The sequence below is a fragment of the Vibrio sp. TRT 21S02 genome, assembly GCF_050113675.1.
Taxonomy (GTDB): domain Bacteria; phylum Pseudomonadota; class Gammaproteobacteria; order Enterobacterales; family Vibrionaceae; genus Vibrio.
The window spans coordinates 22712-44221 of the sequence record NZ_JBNJOI010000020.1; the positions used below are offsets into that span (position 1 = coordinate 22712).

Below are 21510 nucleotides of genomic sequence, written 5' to 3' on the forward strand. Positions count from 1 at the left end.
CTTCAATAACTTAAATTACATCAATGGATAAATTCGTCGTTACTTCACTTCTTGAAATAACAAAAGTGTGAACGATAGAGAATTACAAAATTGGTTTTGCTTACAATTAGATATCACTAGCTAAAAGCGGTCACCGTGATGGAATAAGCGTGAAGAAATAGTGAAAACAGATAGACAAAAGAAGCGGTGAAAAAGTTAGGCAATACATAAAGTTAAACTTTTCTTTCGCCCAATAAAAAACGCCCCAGTCAAATACTGACTGGGGCGGCTGAATCAGCCTAATCCAATAACGTGAAACAAAAGGTCTGAAAGATAGAACATCTTACCTCTGTACCCTACGTCGATTAATGTACAACAATTGGTCAGAAATGGAAACTATTTTTGTAATTTTTTTTCAGGTATGTTTCATTAAGCTACATAAAATATTTGTTTTCGCTATCTTTTTTAAGAACAAAAAAAAGCCAGCGTTTGTGCGCTGGCTCATGAAAATCAGTCATTATTGAGTAAAAAGTGTCTAATGAGCCTGATCCCAGTTTTCTCCATGCCCTGCTTCAGCGATCAAAGGCACATCTAACTGCGCTGCAGACTCCATCAATTCTTGTACTTTTGTTTCAATTTCGGCTAAAGCTGACTCTTGAACTTCAAATACCAGTTCATCGTGTACTTGCATCAGTAATTTAACGCGGCCGTCGCCTTCTTTTTGAATCCATTCATCAACAAGCAACATCGCTTTCTTAATAATGTCGGCCGCCGTTCCCTGCATGGGTGCGTTGATAGCCGCACGCTCTGCCGCTTTACGACGCATGCCATTACGTGATTTGATTTCAGGAAGGTGTAAACGACGACCAAAAATCGTTTCAACGTACCCTTGCTCAGCTGCCGCACTGCGGGTGTCTTCCATGTACTGCATGACACCAGGATAACGTTCAAAGTACTTGTTCATGTAGTCTTGTGCTTCACCACGTGGAATGCCCAATTGTTTGGCTAAGCCAAACGCACTCATGCCGTAAATCAGACCAAAGTTCACCGCTTTCGCACGACGTCGCTGCTCAGCACTCACCTGTTCGATGCTAACACCCATGATTTCAGCCGCTGTTGCAGCATGGATATCTTTACCTTGTTGGAAAGCTTCTAATAGCGCTTTATCCCCAGACAAGTGCGCCATAATACGCAGTTCAATCTGAGAGTAATCGACAGCCATAATTTTATAGCCATGCGGAGCAATAAATGCCTGACGAATACGGCGGCCTTCTTCATTACGAATTGGAATATTTTGTAAGTTTGGATCAGTAGAAGACAAACGACCTGTTGCAGTGACCGCTTGGTGGTAAGAGGTATGCACTCGACCCGTTTCTGGGTTGATCATTTTAGGCAGCTTATCGGTATAGGTTGATTTCAGCTTTGCCAAGCCACGGTATTCCAGAATGCGTTTCGGTAGCGGGTAATCCAACGCCAGCTCTTGCAGCACTTCTTCATTGGTCGAAGGGGTACCCGAAGGGGTTTTCTTGATCACTGGCAGTCCCATTTTTTCAAATAGGATCGCTTGCAGCTGCTTTGGTGAATTCATATTGAACTCTTGCTCAGCGATCTCAAACGCTTCTTTCTCGAGCTCATCGAGTCGTTGGGCGATCTCTTGCGACTGCGCCGCCAGCTTCATGTCATCAATCAACACCCCAGTACGCTCAATGCGCGACAGTACTGGCACTAATGGAACTTCGATATCTTGGTAAATCGCCTTAAGCTTTCCATCTTGTTCTAAGTTAGCAAATAAACGGTGATGCAGGCGCAATGTCACATCGGCATCTTCCGCCGCATATGGCGATGCTTCATCCAGCTCAATTTGGTTAAAGGTCAGTTGGTTCTTACCCTTACCGGCGATCTGCTCAAAAGAGATGCAGCTGTGTTGCAAGAAACGCAGCGCCAAGCTATCCATATCGTGCTTGCCACCAACGCTGTTATAGACGTAAGAAGCCAACATGGTGTCATGCTGAATGCCTTTCATATCGATCCCATAGCGAGCTAACACACTGGCATCGTATTTGAGGTTTTGACCGACTTTCGCCTGAGTATCATCTTCAAGAATCGGCTTGAGTTGCTCAAGCACCCAGTCACGGTCAAGTTGTTCTGGAGCATCTAAGTAGTCGTGCGCCACTGGTACATAAGCTGCAACGCCTTCTTCTGTTGCAAATGACAAGCCCACTAAGTTGGCAACCATGTAATCGAGGCTGTCAGTTTCTGTATCAAAGGCGAAGACTTCTGCGGTTTTTAGCTTCTCTAGCCACGCGGTAAAGCTCGCTTCATCCAGAATAGTTTCATACTTACTGCGATCGATAGTCACTGCTGAAATGTCCATATCTGCGCCACTTGATGCTTTCGCAGCACCCGTTGCAGCGCCCGATTTTTCATCCGCCTCTACTACGCCGTTACCGCCATCTAATAGCTCATTGAGCCATGACTTGAACACTAACTGACCGTAAAGTTTAATCAGTTCGTCTTTGTTTGGTTCTGCTTTTAGAAGGGATTCTGGTGTTTCTTCGAGTTCAACATCAAGCTTAATGGTCGCCAGTTCATAGGACAGCTCTGCATTTTCTTTATGTTCGATCAGCTTCTTCGCCATGGTTTTCGAACCACGGAAACCAAGCGGTGCAATATCATCAAGGTTGTCATACAACTTATCCAGACCACCAATCCCTTGTAATAAAGCGGTTGCGGTCTTGTCACCAACGCCAGGGACACCAGGGATGTTATCCACTTTATCGCCCATCAGCGCCAAGTAATCGATGATCAGTTCTGGTGGGATACCAAACTTTTCAATCACCCCTTCACGATCCAACACCACATTGGTCATGGTGTTGATCAGTGTGACATTTTCGTCCACCAGCTGAGCCATATCTTTATCACCCGTACTGATAAGAACAGGTATGCCTGCTTGTGACGCTTGATGTGCAAGTGTCCCGATCACATCATCGGCTTCAACGCCTGCAATGGAAATCAAAGGTAGCCCCATTGCACGGATAACGTTGTGTAGTGGTTCAATCTGGCAACGCAGATCATCTGGCATCGGTGGACGATTGGCTTTGTATTCCGGATACATATCATCACGGAACGTCTTTCCTTTGGCATCAAACACGACAGCAATACGGTCAGAGGAAAACTGACGCATCATGCTACGCAGCATGTTTACCACACCATAGACAGCGTTGGTCGGAATGTCGCCGTTACTCATGGTGCCTGGGTAAGCGTGGAATGCACGATAAAGGTAAGACGATCCATCAATCAGGATCAGAGGATTATCTGGAATGCGAGCCATAGTCTTTCATTGTCCAAAGCAAATGCAAAAATAGGTGCTTAGCATGCCACGTCTAGCAAAGTGATGCCATGTTAATGCGTGAATACACCCACACAGTTGCGATATCGTGTCTATACTATTTAAGTTTTGACTCATTCCTCCTGATTCATATGCCTTCCACAGCCGCCTAGTCGTCTGTGGATAACTCTGTTTATAGTTTTTATCCACTGGTTATACAAAAGGTAGAAAACCATTAAATATTGAACATAAGCACTTGATTAAAAAGAGGATAAACAAAGATCGATCATTGATGGCGAGATCTTTTAACGATCTTCTATTGTGGAAAAGACTATTGGTGTCCTTTTGTGCAACCGGGTGTTTGCGCAAACGATCAGGCATAAAAAAAGCGACATCGAATGATGTCGCCTAGCAAAAAGGGGTCAAAGCTAATTCTGGTGAATATTCTGCTTTGCCATAAAGCTATAAATTACACTGGAAGCAATGTGAGCAATGTCGTGTCAAAAAGAATTCGTGCAAGTTCTTCGAGTAATGTTTCATGACCTTTCAACACTGAAGTTAAGCGGTTAATCAACGTCCCTGTGAACTTTACTCATTCCCTAAGACGAGATTAATAGTAATCATTCTCATTTAGCTCGTCAACACCTAAATGAGAAAAAATCTCATTTATTTTTTTCATCAGCTTAAAGTTGCTTCACAAAATGAATGCGAGATTCTAGCAATGGTTCCTTTTCTTCAAATTTTTCAATCAGATAAGAGTTTCTCAACAATAATCTAAGCATTGCTGGAAATTGATTGCGCGATTTCACTTTTACGGCTTGATAGCCTTGCTTACGCAAGCTACTTTCTTGTTCATCCAGCAGCAACTGCGCAATGCCTTTATTTCTTGCAGCCGGAGCAACGCCACCAAACCAGCTGTAGAACGTCTCTTCATCCAATTGGTAGCCGATCTTAAAACCCAGTAGCTGCCCCTGCTCTTCTGCTACCAAAACAAGGTGTGTCTTGCCATCAAGACGCGCTTGCAAGCTTGCTACGGTTTCTTTCCTTACAAACTCATCCACTTGTTCAACTACAGCAACACACTCTTCCAGCGTACCGATACGACAGGTAATACTCATCACTCTCTACCTCAAATAAAAAAGGCCAGCGCGATGCTAGCCTTTATACGTAGTCTTTACACTTTAAGCATCATCATTTAAGAATTGAGCTGCTTGCGCATTTTCTTCTGCTAACCACTCAGCCACATCTTTAGCAAAGTAGGTCAGAATGCCATCTGCCCCTGCGCGTTTGAAACACAGTAAGGACTCCAACACCGTTGCACGCTCTTGTAACCAGCCATTCGCAAAGGCAGCCTTATGCATCGCATATTCACCTGACACCTGATAAGCAAAAGTTGGTACTTGAAGTTCAGATTTTACACGGCGAACGACGTCAAGGTATGGCATGCCCGGCTTGACCATCACCATATCCGCACCTTCATTCACGTCCATTGCCACTTCATGTATGGCTTCATCACTATTGGCCGGATCCATCTGATAGTTCTTTTTGTTGCCGCCTTTTAGGTTTGAAGCAGATCCGACAGCATCACGGAATGGGCCGTAGTAGCATGAAGCATACTTGGCTGAATACGCCATGATTTGTGTATTGATGTGCCCTGCTTCTTCCAATGCTTGGCGAATGGCACCAATTCGGCCATCCATCATGTCGGATGGTGCTACCACATCTGCGCCCGCTTCAGCATGAGAAAGCGCCTGTTTGATCAACACTGCGGTGGTTTCATCATTCAATACGTAACCTTCGTCATCGATGATGCCGTCTTGGCCATGTGTGGTAAACGGGTCAAGGGCAACATCGGTGATCACACCCATTTGTGGCACATGCTCTTTCAATGCTCGAACCGCACGTTGCACCAAACCTTCTGGGTTATACGCTTCTGCAGCGCAAAGGCTTTTTGCGTCTTGGTTCACCACAGGGAACAGAGCAATCGCAGGCACACCTAAGTTGGCTAGGTACTGCGCTTCTTCCAACATCAGATCAATAGACAGACGTTCAATACCCGGCATTGACTCCACCTGCTCACGACGGTCCTTACCCATTAAAATAAACATCGGGTAAATCAAGTCATTCACTGAAAGCTGGTTTTCTGCCATCAGACGGCGACTAAAATCATGTTTGCGCAGACGACGCATACGGCGACCTGGGAATTGGCCTTGAATGGAAACTGACACTCTATTCTCCTTCATCTGGTGAAAGTGCTGGCGAAATCATATCACTCTCGTTTCGAGACGCTAGCGGCAATCGAACAAAATCCAAAAAATGACCTCATGCTCACACTGCCGTATACTCATGTTCCAACACACGTTAGCAAGGAACCACCATGATCGATACCCACGCCCATATATACGCCACAGAGTTTGATAACGATCGCGACGACGTCGTGCAACGTGCGCTAGAACAAGGTGTGGATACCATTCTGTTACCAAACATTGATCTGGACTCCATTGAACCTATGCTCGCAACTGAGGCGCGTTATCCAACAATATGCCGCTCTATGATGGGCTTGCACCCTTGCTACGTCGATGCCAACGTAAAACAAACCTTAGCGACTATTCATAGCTGGTTTGAGAAACACAATTTCATCGCAGTCGGAGAAATTGGCATTGATTTGTATTGGGACAAGACATTTCGCGCTGAACAGGAGATGGCGTTTGTCACTCAGCTCAATTGGGCAAAAGAAATGAAGCTCCCTGTGGTGATCCACACACGGGATTCAATTGAAGAAACCCTAGCTTTACTCAAGCAAGAGCAGGACGGTTCACTCGCTGGGGTCTTTCACTGCTTTGGCGGCAGCGTTGAAGAAGCAAAAGCAATTAATGACTTAGGTTTTCACTTAGGGCTTGGCGGAGTATCCACTTTTAAAAATGGCGGTATGGACAAAGTGATCCCACATCTGGATATGGACTATGTCATCTTAGAAACGGATTGCCCTTATCTTGCGCCAGTGCCCCATCGAGGCAAACGCAACGAGCCAGCTTACACCCAATTAGTGGCACAGCGCGTTGCTGAATTGCGTGAGCTCACAACGTCAGAAGTGGATAACCTCACGACCAATAACGCGAAACGCTTATTCCAGCTCTAACTAACAGACACAAAAAAGGTTGGCTCAGGCCAACCTTTTTTAATCCATTTTTTATTACTCTTCCGCTTCGGTTTCTTCATCCTCTTTGCGAACATAGAAACGCGCAAAGAACAAACCAACCTCAAACAGCAAACACATTGGTATGGCGAGTAAGGTTTGGGAAATCATATCCGGAGGCGTGAGTAACATACCGACGATAAACGCAATCACCACAATGTAAGGGCGCTTTTCTCGCAGACTTTGCGGATCTGTTGCACCAGTCCAACACAACAGAATGATCGCTACCGGCACTTCAAATGCGATACCAAATGCAAGGAATAGAGCCAACACAAAATCGAGATAACTCGAAATGTCCGTTGCGAATTCCACACCACCTAGTGAAATCGCGGTAAAGAAGCCAAACACTAACGGAAACACCACGAAATAAGCAAAGGCGACACCACAGTAAAACAGCAACGAGCTGGAAAACATCAATGGCATGATCAGCTTGCGCTCGTGCTTATACAGCCCCGGAGCCACAAATGCCCACACCTGATATAGGATCATCGGAACGGCGACAAACACCGACGCGATCAGAGTCAATTTTAACGGGGTGAAGAAAGGCGATGCGACATCCGTCGCGATCATGGTTGCCCCTTCTGGCAACCTTTCTACTAATGGCTTCGAGATAAACTCATAGATGTCGCTGGAGAAATAAATCAAACCAACAAACACCACAAGCACCGCTAGTAGCGCTTTTAACAGTCGATTACGTAATTCTAATAAATGACTGATTAAAGGTTGTGTCTGCTCTACAGAAGACATATCAAACCTCGTAATGCATAGATCAACAGGAGCCGCATGTTAATGCAGCTCCTATACAGGGAGAGACTATTCGGCTTTCTTATCTGCCACAGACTCAGAAGGTTGCGCTGTCGAGATAGACTCAACGTTATCTTGCTTTGGCTCAACCGGTTTAGGCGTCTCTTCAGGCTTACTTTCGTAAGGACGCTGTACATCCTGAGCTGCCTGCTTAAGCTGTTCAACGGAAGACTTCAACTCTGGAGACAGATCTTCCATCCCCATTTTTTCCGCCTTGCGCAGATTTTCCTGTAGTTCCTGAACCTTAAGCTCATGTGAAATTTCATCTTTCACATTATTTGCCATGCTTTTAGCTGCACTGACAAATCGAGACACGCTGCGAATTGCATGTGGCAAACGCTCCGGCCCAAGAACCACCAGCCCAACGACAGATATTAATACCAGTTCCCAAAAACCGATATCAAACACGTGTTACGCCTGCTCTTTGTCTTTCTTAGTTTCAGCAGTCGCTTCTGTTTTCTGCTGCTCTAGATTTTTTGGTTCGAAATCTGCGTCTTTTTCATCTTTCTTTGACGCATCTTCATCGTTCATCGCTTTCTTGAAGCCTTTGACTGCACTACCTAGATCGCCACCAATGTTGCGAAGTTTCTTTGTACCAAACAGCAGAACGACAATGACAGCAATAATCAAAAGTTGCCAAATACTAATACCACCCATTCTTTTTACCTCGGGTCTTATTAAACAAATTATCTAAAGAGTTTAACGTCTAACGACGATAAGCTCGCCAACTAAACAGCCAAAATGTGACACCACCTGCGGCACTCAACAATGACAGCTGCTCATAAGCGTTATTCACCAGTATGGCCGAGCATACGACCAATGTGGCGCCAACGCCAAATAAAAATCTTCCGGTCGCCTGCTGACGCTTGCTAGCACGGTAACCATGATAAAGCTGATCAATACGTTGATTCATCGCTTTACCCTGCCTTAAGCTGTCATAAAGCAGCTCTGGTAGTTCTGGCAGTTTTTCAGCCCAGAATGGCGCACGGTCTTTCACCGCATTAATCACCGCCTGCGGCCCGACCTGATTCATCATCCACGTTTCTAGGAATGGTTTCGCCGTTGCCCACAAATCCAATTGTGGATAAAGCTGACGCCCTAAACCTTCCACGTACAACAAGGTTTTTTGCAACAAGACCAGCTGAGGCTGCACTTCCATATGGAAACGTCTTGCAGTGTTGAACAAGTTCAGCAATACATGACCAAACGAAATTTCACACAGTGGTTTGGCGAATATTGGCTCACACACAATGCGAATGGCGAATTCAAATTCATCAATATTGGTTTCACGTGGAACCCAACCAGATTCAACATGCAATTCTGCCACACGACGATAATCACGATTGAAAAAAGCAAGAAAGTTTTCCGCTAAATAACGCTTGTCTTCGTTGTTCAACGTACCAACAATGCCACAATCGAGACCAATCCACTGAGGGTTCTCTGGATGCTCAGGCTTTACAAACACATTCCCCGGATGCATGTCCGCATGGAAAAAACTGTCACGGAATACCTGAGTAAAGAACACACTCACACCGCGTTCAGCCAATAGCTTCATGTTGGTGCCGTTGGCTTTCAGCCCTTCGATGTCTGAGACCTGAATACCGTATATTCGCTCAGAAACCATGACAGTTTCATTACTGTAGTCCGGATAGACTTCTGGCACATACAGCTCTTCACTGCCTTCAAAGTTGCGGCGCAGCTGAATTGCATTGGCAGCCTCACGACGTAAATCCAGTTCATCTAGCAGTGTTTTTTCGTATTCACGCACCACTTCAACAGGTTTTAAACGACGTGCTTCAGGCAACGCTTTGGCGACTATACGCGCCATGCGATACATCAGTTTTAGATCTGCATCAATGACCGGGCGAATATCTGGCCGAATGACCTTTAATACCACTTCTTGGTTAGTCTCTTTCAGCCTTGCCGTATGCACCTGGGCAATGGAAGCCGAGGCGAGTGGCACACTGTCGAAATCCACAAACCATTGGCCTAAATTACCACCTAATGCGATTTCTATTTGCTCGCGAGCCAGTTCACCGTCAAAAGAAGAGACTTGATCTTGCAGCATTGCCAATGGGTCAGCGATATGCGGTGGAAATAAATCACGGCGCGTCGACATCATCTGGCCAAACTTAATCCACACCGGGCCTAACTCTTGTAAAGCCAGACGTAGACGCTCACCCAGTGGTTTCTCTGGATGCTTATTCTTAATCCAGAATAGTGACTTACGAGCCAGCAATGGCGCTTTAGTCAATTGATGCTCACTCGGCAACAACTCATCCAGCCCATATTCAAGCTGAACTTTGATAATGTGATAGAGACGCTTTAACTCTGTTGGGGTCATGCTTTCTCCAGCAGGCGCTGCAACTGCGCTTCAATGCGTGCCGCCTGACTTTTCACTTCATCCACTTGATCACAGAAGTACGCGACTTCAAGTGGCGCTGGTACCAGTTTCCACTCTTCAGTGATCACTTGTGCTAAGTGGTTCTGGTGTTTGGTAAAACGTGATTTAGCGAACTGCCCCACATTGTTAACACCTTGGACCAAGGTATGCGCGACAACATCACCCGTTAGACGCGATAGCCACTCTTCAATATCGGGCTTGCAATCGGTCATGAGTTGCGAGAATTTTTGCGCCAGTTGAATATCGCCTTCCAGCACCACTTTGTCTTGTTTGATCAGTTTGGTGATGTTGGATTGATCACGTAGCTCTGGCAACACAGACAGGTTCAGTGACAAATAGCAGTCAGGCTCACCTTCATAATTCGCCAACACATCAATTTGCTGACTGAAGATAAAGGTCAGAGTTTTATCCACTTCTTTGAGATGGATCTGGATCACCTGACCTTTTAGACGAGACAAACGACGACCCAATTCAGGGTCGTCTTTGATCAAGGTATTCAGTGTTGTTTCAATAACCGCGGTGACAAGAGGTTCAAAAGGCATGACGTTTCCTTAGAATTTGTAACCACGGTGCAATGCAACAATGCCACCTGTTAGATTGTAGTAGCTGGTCTGTTCAAAACCGGCTTCATCCATCATCCCTTTTAAGGTTTCTTGATCTGGGTGCATACGGATAGACTCAGCAAGGTAACGGTAACTTTCCGCATCATTTGCCACCAGCTCACCCATTTTTGGCAGTAGATGGAATGAGTACGCGTCATACACTTTGGACAATGGCTCTAGCATCGGCTTGGAGAACTCAAGCACCAACAGGCGACCGCCTGGTTTGAGTACGCGATACATCGAACGCAGCGCTTTGTCTTTGTCGGTCACGTTACGAAGACAAAAACTGATGGTAATCGCATCAAAGTAATCATCTGGAAAAGGCAGCTCTTCAGCGTTCGCCTGCACATAATGGACGTTACCGACAATCCCCGTATCACGCAGCTTATCTCGACCAACGTTTAGCATCGAGTTATTGATGTCAGCCAAAATGACATGGCCTTTATCACCGACGATACGAGAGAACTTCGCTGTCAAATCACCAGTACCGCCACCCAAGTCTAAAATGCGCTGTCCCGGACGTGCACCACTGCAATCAATGGTAAAACGCTTCCAAAGTCGATGAATACCGCCAGACATTAGGTCATTCATAATGTCGTATTTCGCAGCGACTGAGTGAAATACCTCAGCAACTTTTGCGACTTTTTCGTCTTTCGCTACGGTTGTAAAACCAAAATGTGTGGTTTCGTTATGCTCTGCTGCGTTGATTGATTGCACGCTTGTTTCCGTCATGTTGATTCCTCTTCGAGCAGTATGGTCACCAAATTCGATATACAATGATACGACCCAGATACTGCGGGCGATTAGTTTACTTTATCCGCAGAGCGATGTCTTTCTCAAGCTCTTAATTATCCATCAAACTTCGTTACGATTGTGCAACCAAATGGTGCAGATAAAAAAACGTTACCCAAACACAGTTGGATAACGTTTTTATTCATCAATTAAAGAACGATGTTATACGTCTGACTCTAACATTGTCTGCGTTGCTTCAGCGTCACCACTTTGCGCCAATTCAGCCAAATTGGTCGAGATTGGGCGCTTCACTTCTACACCAAGCTGCTTAAAACTTTCCGCTTGGCGGATAACATTGCCTCGGCCTGTTGCCAGTTTATTCATCGCACCCTGATAGTTTTGATTGGCACGATCAAGTGCTCCACCCAAGCTTTCCATATCATCCACAAACAAACGTAACTTGTCATACAGCTTACTTGCACGCTCAGCGATGATCTGCGCATTCTGGTTTTGTCGCTCATTGCGCCATAAATTGTCGATGGTACGCAGCGCCACCAGTAACGTCGTCGGGCTGACTAAAATGATGTTTTGCTCCATTGCCTCTTTCACTAGGCTTGGATCTGCTTGAATCGCCACTTGAAATGCAGGCTCTACCGGAATAAACATCAAGACATAATCGAGACTCTGAATGCCTTTAAGTTGGTGGTAATCTTTTTGACTTAATCCTTTAATATGTGCCCTTAACGCAAGTAAGTGCTCACTTAATGCTTGTTCTCGTTCTCTGTCATTTTCAGCATTAAAGTAGCGCTCATAAGCAACGAGCGCCATTTTTGAGTCCACCACCACCTGTTTGTTTTGCGGTAGATGTACGATCACATCTGGCTGATATCGTTTACCGGCTTCATTTTGCAAACTCACTTGGGTTTGATATTCATGCCCTTCACGCAACCCTGATTCCGCAAGCACACGGGCCAGAACCACTTCGCCCCAGTTGCCTTGCTGTTTGTTATCCCCTTTGAGCGCCAGAGTCAGATTTACCGCTTCTTGTGTCATCTGCTCATTCAGCCGTTGCAGGTTTTTCAGCTCATGAACTAAGGTGTGGCGCTCTTTGGCTTCCTGACTGAAGCTGTCGTTTACTTGTTTTTTAAACCCTTCCAACTGCATTTTTAGCGGCCCAAGTAACCCCTCTAAACTTTGGCGGTTTTGTTGATCCACTTTGGCGGTTTTGGTTTCAAATAACTGGTTAGCAAGATGTTCAAATTGCTGTTTGAGCCGCACCTCTGCATGTTCCAACAATTGCAGCTTTTCTTCACTCGATTGAAGCTGCTGCTCATGACGTGCTTCTTGTTCGCGCAGCTGTGCTTCTAACTGAGATTTCTGCTCACGCACCCGCTCTAAGTCTTGAGCGTATTGTTGTCGCTCCTGTTTCACTGCTTCGAAATAACGCAGTTTTTCCATAACAGCCATTAACTTACCGTGCGACTGTTTAAGCTCATAGGCGGCTTTATCACGTTCGCTATCGAGCTCATCCAGTTCCTGCTGCGCATCATTGAGTTCACGTTGCAGTTGATCGGTCTGTGTTTGATGCAGTTGTTGTTCAGCGTGTATTTGCTGCTCAAGTAACTGACTTTGTAGCAACATTTTTTGCTTCATCCACCAGCTTGCACCGATGGCACTCACAATTGCCCCACTTAACGCAGAAAAAATGATGCCCTGATGCTCGATAATCCATTGCATGATAACGGTTTAACCTGTTTTTAAGACTTACATTTAATGGTATTTCGATACTGGATAAATGTCCAGTTTGTCGCACATTTGATCAACAGATAGACTAAGCGCTGCACACCTATTTGTTATTACATACAGCCACTTTAGCCATTCTGCGCAACTCAGTGCTGTCACAAGGAAATATCATGAATGAGCGCCGTGCTTTAGGATTCGGCCTAGCCGCAGTCCTGCTTTGGTCAACCGTCGCGACCGCTTTTAAACTCACATTGGCAGAATTCACGCCAATTCAAATGCTCACTGTCGCCAGTTTGGTTTCTGCACTGGTTTTGAGCCTGATATGTGGCGTACAAGGTAAGCTGTCGCAGCTTGCTAGCACATTTCTTTCCAATCCTTGGTATTACCTATTACTTGGTTTAATCAACCCGCTCGCTTACTACCTTATTTTGTTTAAGGCCTACGATCTCTTGCCAGCTTCCCAAGCACAAGCGATTAACTACAGTTGGGCAATTACCCTGACGCTGATGGCTGCTGTATTTCTTGGTCAAAAGATCCGTAAACAAGATTGGGTGGCTTGCTCATTAAGTTATTTTGGCGTGGTGGTGATCGCGACCAAAGGCGACATTCTTGGCCTGCAATTTGATAGCCCAACCGGTGTCGCTCTTGCTCTCTTGTCTACCCTGCTTTGGGCTGGCTATTGGATTCTTAACACCAAAAACCAAGCCGATCCCATTGTCGGTGTGTTATTAGGTTTTCTGGTTGCGCTGCCTTTTGCATTTGGCCTCGCACTGTATGAGGGAGCGCCTTGGCAACAGATCACCAACAAAGGCTGGCTAGCCGTTACTTATGTTGGCTTATTTGAGATGGGCGTAACCTTTGTATTGTGGCTATCGGCACTCAAAGCGACTCAAAATACGGCACGTATCAGTAACTTAATCTTCGCCTCGCCATTTATTTCACTCATCTTGCTGGCCACCATTATTGGTGAGAAAATCCACCCTACAACTTTAGTTGGCCTAGTTTTAATCATTGCAGGCCTTGTGATCCAGCAGATCAAATTTGGCAAAAAAGATCTTAACAAACAAAGCGTTTAACATATTCAGAACAATTGATAAGCCAGCTCACTGCCTTGTCCCCGAACTTCATCAATGATGCTGTCCAGTTCAGGGGCGAGTTGCAGTGCTTTGGCTGCTGGCTGTTCTTTGAGGTAACGCTGCTTTTCTTCACTGCTTAACATATAGTCCCAGCGCCGATGGATATCTCGCGCTAAATACAGCACACAAGCTAACCGTTTTGAGTCCACGGCCTTTCCCGGATGATTGATATTGGCAATCGCATCCACCATTTCAGCCGGAAATTTCCAAGTTTCAGCCAATACCGCCCCGAGTTGCTGCGCATCGGTAGCCAGTAATTCGCGCTGCACTTTCGTTGGATCTTCTCCTGCCTCAATCCGATCGGTCATTTCCTGCGCTTTATCAGGCACTAAAGAATGGATCATCAACTCACCAATGTTGTGCAGCACCCCTGTGGTAAAGGTTTCATTCGGATCAAGTTTTACGTGTTTGGCAATCACACTGGCAATGGTGGCAATTTCGAAAGTATTGGCCCAGTAATCTTTTACATTTAAGGTTTCCAGCTTAGGAAAAGTGGTGGCTAAAATGGATGAGGAAACCAAGGTACGGATCGCCCCCGCACCCACTCGAACAATCGCATCATTGATGTTGGATACGCCTTTTACCCCGCCGAATTGCGCGGAATTTGCCATCCTTAACACCCGTGCTGACAACACTTGATCCATCGACATTTTGCGTGCTAACTCACCGAAATCAATGGTTTCTCGGTTCACCATTTCTAACAGCTCTTGTAATACGCTTTCTATTCTTGGCAACTCATTAATCCGTGAAATCAGCACTTCGTAGCTCATACAGCACTCCTAAAACTCAATCCGTCCATCTTTAATATAGGACAGAAATTCATTAAGAGAGCGACTGAACTGACGCCATTTTTATCCCTAAGAGAGACGCTTTTGCTTTAACCATTTTCGCGGAGCGATCCCCGTAACCTTGCGAAATGCCCGAGAAAAACCCGAATAGCTGTCGTATCCCACTTCATCTGCAACCCAATTTAATGGTTTTTTCTGCATCAACATAGATTGGGCAACAGTGATACGCCATTTCTGGCTATAGTCACCGGGAGTTTCTCCAACCGTCTGTTTAAAGCTGTCAATGAAATGGGTACGAGACATCAATGCTATCTCGGCTAGCTCCTCAATCGTATGTGCTTGCGGAGGCAACTGATGGATAGCGGCCATCACGTTCGCGAGCCTTGGATGCGCAAGCCCAGCAAACAATCCATTTGAAATTTGTTGTTGTTCGATCAGGTGGCGGAAGATCAACGCCATCATGGCATCACTTAACTTATCCATCAAAAATTGGCTTCCTGCCGCCTGTTCACCTGACTCATAAAACAGCACATCTATCACAGGCAAAAAGCTTGGTGCGGCGCTTAACGGGATCACAATGACAGAAGGCAACGCTGACAACAATGGATTCACTTGCCCGGTACGATATTCGACCGTAGCACACACCAGCTCAGCTCCTTTACCTAGCCCTTCAATCACATGTGGATTCGCTTTGGGTAAGTAGATCACACATGGCTGATCAATGGTCAGCTGTTTGGAGTGAGCATCGCGCAAAGTTAGTTGGCCAGACTTAAGAATATGAAGGTGCCCTTTGGTTGCCTTATCTTCCTTTATCGATGACACCCCACAAAGGTGACCGGAGTAAAACACACCAGCCCGGATTGAGAAGTGCTCAATCAGTTGTGACAGCAAGTCCATGTTTGATCCTCGTACTATTAGCACAGTTTTGTGTTTTTTTGTCTCTCTACAGACCGGAGCAACGGCCTAAAGTACTTCACACAACGCGATAAACACCAACAAGGAGTTCCCATGACAAGCGTAAAATCGACAACAAAAAAACTCACTCTGATGGCAGCTGTATTGGGTGCCTCGTTTTCGGCAATGGCCGCCGATATTGATATGAGTGTTGACCAAAATGACTTAGCGATTAAAGGCTATGATCCAGTGGCGTACTTCACTGAGCAAGGTGCCGTCAAAGGTAATCCTGAGTTTTCGGCCACCTATAAGAATGCCATCTACCACTTCACCAGCAGCAAAAACCGTGATGATTTTCGTGCTAATCCTGAAGCATTTGCGCCTCAATACGGGGGTTACTGTGCATTCGGTGTTGCCATGGGTAAGAAGTTTGCAACCGATCCAGAAGCATGGAAGGTTGAAGACGGTAAACTCTATCTGAATTTGGATAAATCGGTGCAGCAGCGCTGGTTAGAAAACACCAACGGCTTTATTCAAGATGCTGACGGTAATTGGCCACAAATCAAGACGGTTGCAGCCGATAAACTGTAATGATGTTTCGCATCCTCTTGTTCTCCCTTCTTAAGGGGATGCGACTTTTTACTGCCTAAACCCACTGGCCGGCAACAAAGCCCGAACTCCAGCACCACTGGAAATTATATCCTCCAAGCCAGCCAGTGACATCCATCACCTCACCAATAAAGTACAAGCCTTTGATGTTTTTGCATTCCATGGTTTTGGACGATAAGTGATCGGTATCCACACCACCAAGTGTTACTTCTGCGGTGCGATAGCCTTCTGTACCATTTGGGGCAATGGCCCACTGCTCTAGTCGCTCAACAATTGCGGCTAATTCTTTGGCATTGAACTGTTTTAATGGCTTATCGACGAGCTCTTTACGCTCAATCAGCACTTCAACCAAACGCTTTGGTAGCACCTTAGCTAAGGTGTTTTTAAGTGACTGATTAGGATGTTTTTCGCGGTTACGCTCTAATAGCTCGGCAATATCATCATTCGGTACCAAGTTAATCGTCACCTTCTGACCCGCTTTCCAGAACGAAGAAATTTGTAAAACAGAAGGACCGGATAAACCTCGGTGAGTAAACAGCAACGCTTCTTTGAATAACGTGCCATCTTGCGCGGTAATTTCGGCTGGAATCGCGATACCAGAAAGCTCGGAAAAGGCTTCTTTATCTTCTTTATGCAGCGTAAAAGGCACCAATCCAGCCGTCGTTGGCACCACAGGAATACCAAACTGCTCAGCGACTTTATAGCCAAATGGTGTAGCGCCTAGCTTAGGCATCGATAAACCGCCCGTCGCCACAACCAAAGCATCACAAGAGATCTGTTTCGCGTTAACCTGCAGTACAAAACCGGTTTCTGTTTGGCTGATTTGTTCTACATCTTGCTGATAACGCAGCGCCACATTTGGCATCGCGCACTCTGCCAGTAGCATTTTAACGATGTCTTTCGCCGTGTGGTCCGCGACACAAAAGAGCTGACCATGATCGCGCTCTTCAAACTCGATTCCGTGCTTACTTACCATCGAGATAAAATCCCAGTTGGTGTACTGAGACAAAGCGGATTTCACAAAGTGAGGGTTACGGCATAAATAATTGTTGGCCGAGACATCGTAATTGGTGAAGTTACATCGCCCGCCACCTGAGATAAGAATTTTGCGCCCCGGCTTTTTGGCATGATCCAGCACCAATACACGGCGACCACGCTTACCAGCTTCAGCGGCACACATCAATCCTGCTGCACCTGCACCGATAATGATGACATCAAACTTCTCACTCATGATTTTCACTTTTTACTCTGGCAATAAAAAAGGATGTGCGATGGCACATCCTTGCAAAACGAGGCGCTATTTTAACGATCTTTTTATTGCTTGCCAATTCACCAGCTAGAGAAGAATGGCGGCAAACAGCGTGACAGCAATCAACGCCGTACTCAGAATAAAGAGTTCACGGACCCTATCGCACTTCCCAGTAAACACCGGATCATGGTGATGATGGTATTCTTTGCTTTTTAGGTAGTGGTAAAGCCGAACTTGTTTGGTGACGTTACCATGCGTGGTGAAGAAACCGCGTCCATCCACTTGCTGATAAAGCAAAGGATGTGCTTCACGCATTATATAGATAAGAGAACGAAGTGCTGTGAGATACCTTGCCATGTTAACGGCCGTCACAAACATTAGCGCAAATAGAATGATGTCTGCATTGATCATCTTTTCCTCCCTACATCTTCTCAAATGCCCAGAGAAAAAGACGATCTATAAGAGATGTCTTTCGCTGAATGGATTATTCAGCGGGGGCATCCATGATAGAAGATGAACCTTCTTTTGCCAGTGCAGCTAGGTCTTTATCAATAAAGAATAGCGCTTTGCCATCTTCACCAACCAAGTCTAGCTTGTCTAAAATCCCTTTAAACAACTTCTCTTCTTCGTGCTGCTCAGCAACGTACCACTGCAAGAAGTTGAACGTTGAGTAGTCTTGAGATGTGAATGCAACGTGAGCAAGTTTGTTGATCTTGTCCGTGATCATCTGCTCATGTTCATACGTCTCTCTGAAAACTTCGCCCAGACTTTCGAATTCATGCTTCGGCGCATCAATTGCACCCAGAATTGGCATTGCACCGGTTTCACTGACATAAGTGAATAGTCGCTGCATGTGTTCCATTTCTTCCACTGCATGAGCACGTAAAAACTGTGCGGCTCCTTCAAAGCCTTTGTCTTCACACCAAGCACTCATTTGTAAGTATAGATTGGATGAGAAAAATTCGAGATTAATTTGCTCATTCAATTGTTCAACCATAGCTTGAGACAGCATGTACCACTCCTGATAAGTCCATGTATTTGTTTTCAATATATCACGAAGACAACCATAACACTTTGCGCTCTGAATGTGGATATGAGATCGCTGCGACAAAAAATTGTTCAGGCTGGTGCTAATCTTTAACTAAGCAAGTTAAACGGAGATAGCACAATGAGTTATCAACATATTTTGGTCGCGGTAGACCTCTCTGAAGACAGTAAATACCTCGTCGACAAAGCCGTAACGTTGGCGAAAGCAGTGAGCGCTGATGTTTCCTTCATTCATATCGATGTGAACTACGCAGAGCTCTATACGGGGTTGATTGATATCAACTTGGCCGAGACACAACATCAAGCTATTGAAGCCTCGCAAAAACAATTGCAAAACTTTGCAGACCACGCCAATTACCCGATCAAACATACCTTGGTTGGTGCTGGCGATTTGGGCAACGAGCTGTGCGATAGCATCCAAGAATTCAATATTGATTTGGTTGTTTGTGGCCACCATCAAGACTTCTGGAGTAAGTTACTCTCGTCCACACGTCAATTGATCAATTGCTCTCCAGTCGATTTGTTGGTTGTACCACTCAAAGACTGACGAAAAGAACAAAAGCCGTTAGACTGCAGGTCTCTTATTGATAATGACTATTAGTTATGGGCTATCTATCTGCAGTCACCCTACTTTGGGCTTTCTCATTTAGCCTGATCGGCGTTTACCTTGCTGGTCAGGTCGATTCTTGGTTTTCGGTATTTATGCGTGTGGCGCTCGCCAGCATATTGTTCCTCCCTTTCTTAAAATTCCGTGGTATCCGCAAAGCGCTGATCGGCAAACTGATGTTGGTCGGTGGATTTCAACTCGGGCTCATGTACTGCTTCTACTACCAGTCTTTCTTATTGCTATCGGTACCCGAAGTCTTGCTGTTTACCGTGTTTACTCCTATTTACGTCACTTTGATTTATGATTTATTGAAAGGTCGTTTTTCACTCTGGTACCTCCTCACTGCCGCCATCGCAGTTTTAGGGGCTTGGTTCATTAAGTTTGCGCAAATTAACGAAAACTTTGTCCTCGGTTTCTTTGTGGTTCAAGGGGCAAACTTATGCTTTGCTATCGGTCAGGTCGGTTACAAGTACATCATGGAAAAAGAGCAACTTGAACTGCCTCAACACACGGTTTTTGGTTACTTTTACCTTGGTGCATTGTGTGTGGCGACCGTCGCTTTCGCTTTAATGGGGAACATGGAGAAGCTACCCACAACTTCAACTCAATGGTGGATTTTAATCTACCTTGGTTTCATTGCTTCTGGTGTGGGTTATTTTGCTTGGAACAAAGGGGCGACCTTGGTGAATGCAGGTGCACTTGCTGTCATGAATAACGCATTGGTGCCTGCAGGGCTTATCGTCAACATCCTGATCTGGAATCGCGATGTCGACCTTACCCGCTTGGTGATTGGCGGTACCATTATCATGGTTTCATTATGGATTAATGAAACCTGGGTGAAACGTAAGGTTGAACAACAATACGCGCAGAGCCGCTAAATTCACGAATGAAAAAGCCCGCATCACCGCGGGCTTTTTCATCTTAGTGCATATGGTTTTGACTGGCTCCAGCGGCTTCATCATACTGACTCAACTCGGCATTTACCTTGCCAAACTGCATTTCGAGCTTCTGATGTTTTTTCAGCAACTTTTGCTGCTTCTTCAACACCTTTTCCAGTTTCTTGTGATATTTATTCTGCTGCTTTGCCCGTTTTTTCGCTTGTTTAAACGCTTTCTTTGCCGCTTTGTCAGACAACGGCTCAATCACTTGGGTAGTATTACTCAGCGCTTCAGCGAGTAAGCCACATGATTGTTGCTCTTCCAATGGCTTGGCTTGGCATTCTTTGGGTGGGATCGCAGCTGGCTTACACAATGCCTCTTTATCAGCAGAAGAACGTGCACAAGAGCGGCACAGGTATTTAGGCTCTGTCACTAGACTGTAGATGTCACCTAAGCTTGCTGCAATATCACGCCGATCTAACTTACACAAACGTCTCGCCATGCAACCACTCCAATAGCTAAGAATACGAATAATTATTAGTAAGATATACCTTCATCATTCTAGATAAGCAAGCGCTAATTTTGGGTAAAGCTCATTGATATCGGTCAGTGCTCGGTAATCGAAACCACTAACAATTTGAAGTTAATGAATTCGATGACAATTCTTGCCTGCTCAAGTCAGCAGACAAGAATTAGGAGGAATGTAATTTTGTGATCACGATGTCATGCCCGCATTGACGTAAACATCAAAGCGGTTCTTTTTCGTTTCAATCGCCATGGTGGGCTTTTGTTGCGCGAGCCAGTCAGCATAATCAGGTCTTTTTACCACCACCCTTTTAACAGCAAGGGCTAAGGCGGGTTCTAACAGCGCATCCGCATCGGTGTCTGCACCGACTAACGATTGAAAGACACGCATCTCTTTTTTGACCAGCGCCGATTTTTTCTTGTTTTCCGGATGCGGATACATCGGATCAAGGTAGACCACATCAGGCTTTATAAAGTTAGGATCAGAAACCAAGGTGTGCAGAGCATCATGACTGGAAGCATGCAGCAAACTCATGCGTTCAGAAACCCATTGACCAATCTCACTGTCTTGCTTGGCTCGGGTTAAACCATCGTCCAATAACGCAGCGACCACGGGATGACGTTCAACCATTTGTACCTTACAGCCTAAAGACGCCAATACAAAAGCATCACGACCGAGCCCCGCGGTACCATCTAGGATGGTTGGCGTGGCGCCTTTATTCATTCCTGCCGCCTTAGCAATGGCTTGGCCCTTACCCCCACCAAACTTACGTCGATGCGCAACCGCACCACCAGCCAGATCGACATAAATCGCCCCCAGCTTGGGTTCATCAAGTTTACGCAGCTCAAGGCGCTCTGTGGTCAATACCAAAGCAAAAACGCTGTTGCTATCGTGGGTTAGGTTCCAACGCTGAGATAACGCATCCAGATGCGTTTGCTGTTGTGGATCTTCACAAATCAATTGTAGCTGCACAAAAAGCTCCAGAAAT

22 protein-coding genes are annotated in these 21510 nt (G+C 45.6%); 5 read left to right on the plus strand and 17 right to left on the minus strand.

Annotation, left to right across the window (positions count from 1 at the left end):
• Positions 1-514 precede the first annotated feature (514 nt).
• The 3 genes from polA to hemB all read right to left on the minus strand — a co-directional run bounded on the left by polA (position 515) and on the right by hemB (position 5535).
• On the minus strand, positions 515-3310 hold the full coding sequence (gene polA, locus ACQEXU_RS19015) for a DNA polymerase I (RefSeq protein ID WP_427011922.1): 2796 nt from the start codon (positions 3308-3310) through the stop codon (positions 515-517).
• 680 nt (positions 3311-3990) lie between these two features.
• Positions 3991-4425: a GNAT family N-acetyltransferase gene (locus tag ACQEXU_RS19020; RefSeq protein WP_367987638.1), complete on the minus strand. Its 435-nt coding sequence runs from the start codon at positions 4423-4425 to the stop codon at positions 3991-3993.
• Between the two features lie 63 nt (positions 4426-4488).
• Complete coding sequence (gene hemB, locus ACQEXU_RS19025; RefSeq protein WP_427011923.1) at positions 4489-5535, minus strand: porphobilinogen synthase; 1047 nt, start codon at positions 5533-5535, stop codon at positions 4489-4491.
• Between the two features lie 149 nt (positions 5536-5684).
• Here hemB and ACQEXU_RS19030 point away from each other — a divergent pair, with 149 nt between their 5' ends.
• Positions 5685-6446 carry a TatD family hydrolase gene (locus tag ACQEXU_RS19030; protein WP_427011924.1) on the plus strand — a complete coding sequence of 254 codons (762 nt, stop codon included), beginning with the start codon at positions 5685-5687 and terminating at the stop codon, positions 6444-6446.
• A gap of 54 nt (positions 6447-6500) precedes the next feature.
• Here the strand turns inward: ACQEXU_RS19030 and tatC are convergent, their stop codons facing one another.
• The 7 genes from tatC to rmuC all read right to left on the minus strand — a co-directional run bounded on the left by tatC (position 6501) and on the right by rmuC (position 12782).
• A complete protein-coding gene (tatC, locus tag ACQEXU_RS19035; protein ID WP_427011925.1) occupies positions 6501-7250 on the minus strand; it encodes a twin-arginine translocase subunit TatC in 750 nt (249 codons plus the stop codon).
• A gap of 66 nt (positions 7251-7316) precedes the next feature.
• On the minus strand, positions 7317-7715 hold the full coding sequence (gene tatB, locus ACQEXU_RS19040; protein ID WP_367987642.1) for a Sec-independent protein translocase protein TatB: 399 nt from the start codon (positions 7713-7715) through the stop codon (positions 7317-7319).
• Positions 7716-7718: 3 nt separating this feature from the next.
• On the minus strand, positions 7719-7964 hold the full coding sequence (gene tatA / locus ACQEXU_RS19045; protein ID WP_367987643.1) for a Sec-independent protein translocase subunit TatA: 246 nt from the start codon (positions 7962-7964) through the stop codon (positions 7719-7721).
• A 49-nt stretch (positions 7965-8013) separates the two neighbouring features.
• The gene (gene ubiB / locus ACQEXU_RS19050) at positions 8014-9651 is read right to left on the minus strand and encodes a ubiquinone biosynthesis regulatory protein kinase UbiB (RefSeq protein WP_427011926.1); all 1638 of its coding nucleotides are present in this window, start codon (positions 9649-9651) and stop codon (positions 8014-8016) included.
• The gene (locus tag ACQEXU_RS19055) at positions 9648-10253 is read right to left on the minus strand and encodes a ubiquinone biosynthesis accessory factor UbiJ (protein ID WP_427011927.1); all 606 of its coding nucleotides are present in this window, start codon (positions 10251-10253) and stop codon (positions 9648-9650) included. Before ACQEXU_RS19055 ends, ubiB begins: the two co-directional genes overlap by 4 nt.
• Positions 10254-10262: 9 nt before the next feature.
• Complete coding sequence (ubiE, locus tag ACQEXU_RS19060; RefSeq protein ID WP_427011928.1) at positions 10263-11045, minus strand: bifunctional demethylmenaquinone methyltransferase/2-methoxy-6-polyprenyl-1,4-benzoquinol methylase UbiE; 783 nt, start codon at positions 11043-11045, stop codon at positions 10263-10265.
• 222 nt (positions 11046-11267) lie between these two features.
• A complete protein-coding gene (rmuC, locus tag ACQEXU_RS19065) occupies positions 11268-12782 on the minus strand; it encodes a DNA recombination protein RmuC (RefSeq protein ID WP_427011929.1) in 1515 nt (504 codons plus the stop codon).
• A gap of 176 nt (positions 12783-12958) precedes the next feature.
• Here rmuC and ACQEXU_RS19070 point away from each other — a divergent pair, with 176 nt between their 5' ends.
• On the plus strand, positions 12959-13864 hold the full coding sequence (locus ACQEXU_RS19070; RefSeq protein ID WP_427011930.1) for a DMT family transporter: 906 nt from the start codon (positions 12959-12961) through the stop codon (positions 13862-13864).
• 5 nt (positions 13865-13869) lie between these two features.
• Here the strand turns inward: ACQEXU_RS19070 and ACQEXU_RS19075 are convergent, their stop codons facing one another.
• Positions 13870-14694: an HDOD domain-containing protein gene (locus ACQEXU_RS19075; protein WP_367987649.1), complete on the minus strand. Its 825-nt coding sequence runs from the start codon at positions 14692-14694 to the stop codon at positions 13870-13872.
• 87 nt (positions 14695-14781) lie between these two features.
• Positions 14782-15609, minus strand: a complete 828-nt coding sequence (locus ACQEXU_RS19080) for a cupin domain-containing protein (protein WP_427011931.1) — start codon at positions 15607-15609, stop codon at positions 14782-14784.
• Between the two features lie 111 nt (positions 15610-15720).
• On the opposite strand from ACQEXU_RS19080, the gene ACQEXU_RS19085 reads away from it, so the two are divergent.
• Positions 15721-16197: a YHS domain-containing (seleno)protein gene (locus ACQEXU_RS19085; protein WP_427011932.1), complete on the plus strand. Its 477-nt coding sequence runs from the start codon at positions 15721-15723 to the stop codon at positions 16195-16197.
• 55 nt (positions 16198-16252) lie between these two features.
• On the opposite strand, the gene ACQEXU_RS19090 is transcribed toward ACQEXU_RS19085, so the two are convergent.
• From ACQEXU_RS19090 to ftnA, 3 genes are all read right to left on the minus strand, one after another.
• On the minus strand, positions 16253-17446 hold the full coding sequence (locus tag ACQEXU_RS19090) for an NAD(P)/FAD-dependent oxidoreductase (RefSeq protein ID WP_427011933.1): 1194 nt from the start codon (positions 17444-17446) through the stop codon (positions 16253-16255).
• Between the two features lie 105 nt (positions 17447-17551).
• Positions 17552-17875, minus strand: a complete 324-nt coding sequence (gene uspB, locus ACQEXU_RS19095; protein WP_367987653.1) for a universal stress protein UspB — start codon at positions 17873-17875, stop codon at positions 17552-17554.
• A 73-nt stretch (positions 17876-17948) separates the two neighbouring features.
• Positions 17949-18476, minus strand: coding sequence for a non-heme ferritin (gene ftnA / locus ACQEXU_RS19100; RefSeq protein ID WP_367987654.1), 528 nt, complete (start codon positions 18474-18476; stop codon positions 17949-17951).
• A gap of 156 nt (positions 18477-18632) precedes the next feature.
• Here ftnA and ACQEXU_RS19105 point away from each other — a divergent pair, with 156 nt between their 5' ends.
• Positions 18633-19058 (plus strand): universal stress protein, encoded by a 426-nt coding sequence (locus ACQEXU_RS19105; protein ID WP_367987655.1) that lies wholly within the window; start codon positions 18633-18635, stop codon positions 19056-19058.
• 56 nt (positions 19059-19114) lie between these two features.
• Entirely contained in the window at positions 19115-19996 is an 882-nt protein-coding gene (locus tag ACQEXU_RS19110) for a carboxylate/amino acid/amine transporter (RefSeq protein ID WP_427011934.1), read from the plus strand.
• 43 nt (positions 19997-20039) lie between these two features.
• Here the strand turns inward: ACQEXU_RS19110 and ACQEXU_RS19115 are convergent, their stop codons facing one another.
• Positions 20040-20498: a hypothetical protein gene (locus ACQEXU_RS19115; protein ID WP_427011935.1), complete on the minus strand. Its 459-nt coding sequence runs from the start codon at positions 20496-20498 to the stop codon at positions 20040-20042.
• A 213-nt stretch (positions 20499-20711) separates the two neighbouring features.
• Positions 20712-21494: a class I SAM-dependent methyltransferase gene (locus ACQEXU_RS19120; RefSeq protein WP_427011936.1), complete on the minus strand. Its 783-nt coding sequence runs from the start codon at positions 21492-21494 to the stop codon at positions 20712-20714.
• Between the last annotated feature and the right edge of the window lie 16 nt (positions 21495-21510).

Excerpts from the sequence above, each read along its gene's own strand:
- tatC (WP_427011925.1), bottom strand. The coding sequence starts at position 7,250 with ATGTCTTCTGTAGAGCAGACACAACCTTTAATCAGTCATTTATTAGAA.
- ACQEXU_RS19110 (WP_427011934.1), top strand. The coding sequence starts at position 19,115 with ATGGGCTATCTATCTGCAGTCACCCTACTTTGGGCTTTCTCATTTAGC.
- ACQEXU_RS19090 (WP_427011933.1), bottom strand. The coding sequence starts at position 17,446 with ATGAGTGAGAAGTTTGATGTCATCATTATCGGTGCAGGTGCAGCAGGA.
- ACQEXU_RS19115 (WP_427011935.1), bottom strand. The coding sequence starts at position 20,498 with ATGGCGAGACGTTTGTGTAAGTTAGATCGGCGTGATATTGCAGCAAGC.
- rmuC (WP_427011929.1), bottom strand. The coding sequence starts at position 12,782 with ATGCAATGGATTATCGAGCATCAGGGCATCATTTTTTCTGCGTTAAGT.
- ACQEXU_RS19070 (WP_427011930.1), top strand. The coding sequence starts at position 12,959 with ATGAATGAGCGCCGTGCTTTAGGATTCGGCCTAGCCGCAGTCCTGCTT.
- ACQEXU_RS19080 (WP_427011931.1), bottom strand. The coding sequence starts at position 15,609 with ATGGACTTGCTGTCACAACTGATTGAGCACTTCTCAATCCGGGCTGGT.
- ftnA (WP_367987654.1), bottom strand. The coding sequence starts at position 18,476 with ATGCTGTCTCAAGCTATGGTTGAACAATTGAATGAGCAAATTAATCTC.
- ACQEXU_RS19075 (WP_367987649.1), bottom strand. The coding sequence starts at position 14,694 with ATGAGCTACGAAGTGCTGATTTCACGGATTAATGAGTTGCCAAGAATA.
- ACQEXU_RS19055 (WP_427011927.1), bottom strand. The coding sequence starts at position 10,253 with ATGCCTTTTGAACCTCTTGTCACCGCGGTTATTGAAACAACACTGAAT.
- ACQEXU_RS19020 (WP_367987638.1), bottom strand. The coding sequence starts at position 4,425 with ATGAGTATTACCTGTCGTATCGGTACGCTGGAAGAGTGTGTTGCTGTA.
- ubiB (WP_427011926.1), bottom strand. The coding sequence starts at position 9,651 with ATGACCCCAACAGAGTTAAAGCGTCTCTATCACATTATCAAAGTTCAG.
- polA (WP_427011922.1), bottom strand. The coding sequence starts at position 3,310 with ATGGCTCGCATTCCAGATAATCCTCTGATCCTGATTGATGGATCGTCT.
- ACQEXU_RS19085 (WP_427011932.1), top strand. The coding sequence starts at position 15,721 with ATGACAAGCGTAAAATCGACAACAAAAAAACTCACTCTGATGGCAGCT.
- ubiE (WP_427011928.1), bottom strand. The coding sequence starts at position 11,045 with ATGACGGAAACAAGCGTGCAATCAATCAACGCAGCAGAGCATAACGAA.
- tatA (WP_367987643.1), bottom strand. The coding sequence starts at position 7,964 with ATGGGTGGTATTAGTATTTGGCAACTTTTGATTATTGCTGTCATTGTC.
- uspB (WP_367987653.1), bottom strand. The coding sequence starts at position 17,875 with ATGATCAATGCAGACATCATTCTATTTGCGCTAATGTTTGTGACGGCC.
- ACQEXU_RS19105 (WP_367987655.1), top strand. The coding sequence starts at position 18,633 with ATGAGTTATCAACATATTTTGGTCGCGGTAGACCTCTCTGAAGACAGT.
- ACQEXU_RS19030 (WP_427011924.1), top strand. The coding sequence starts at position 5,685 with ATGATCGATACCCACGCCCATATATACGCCACAGAGTTTGATAACGAT.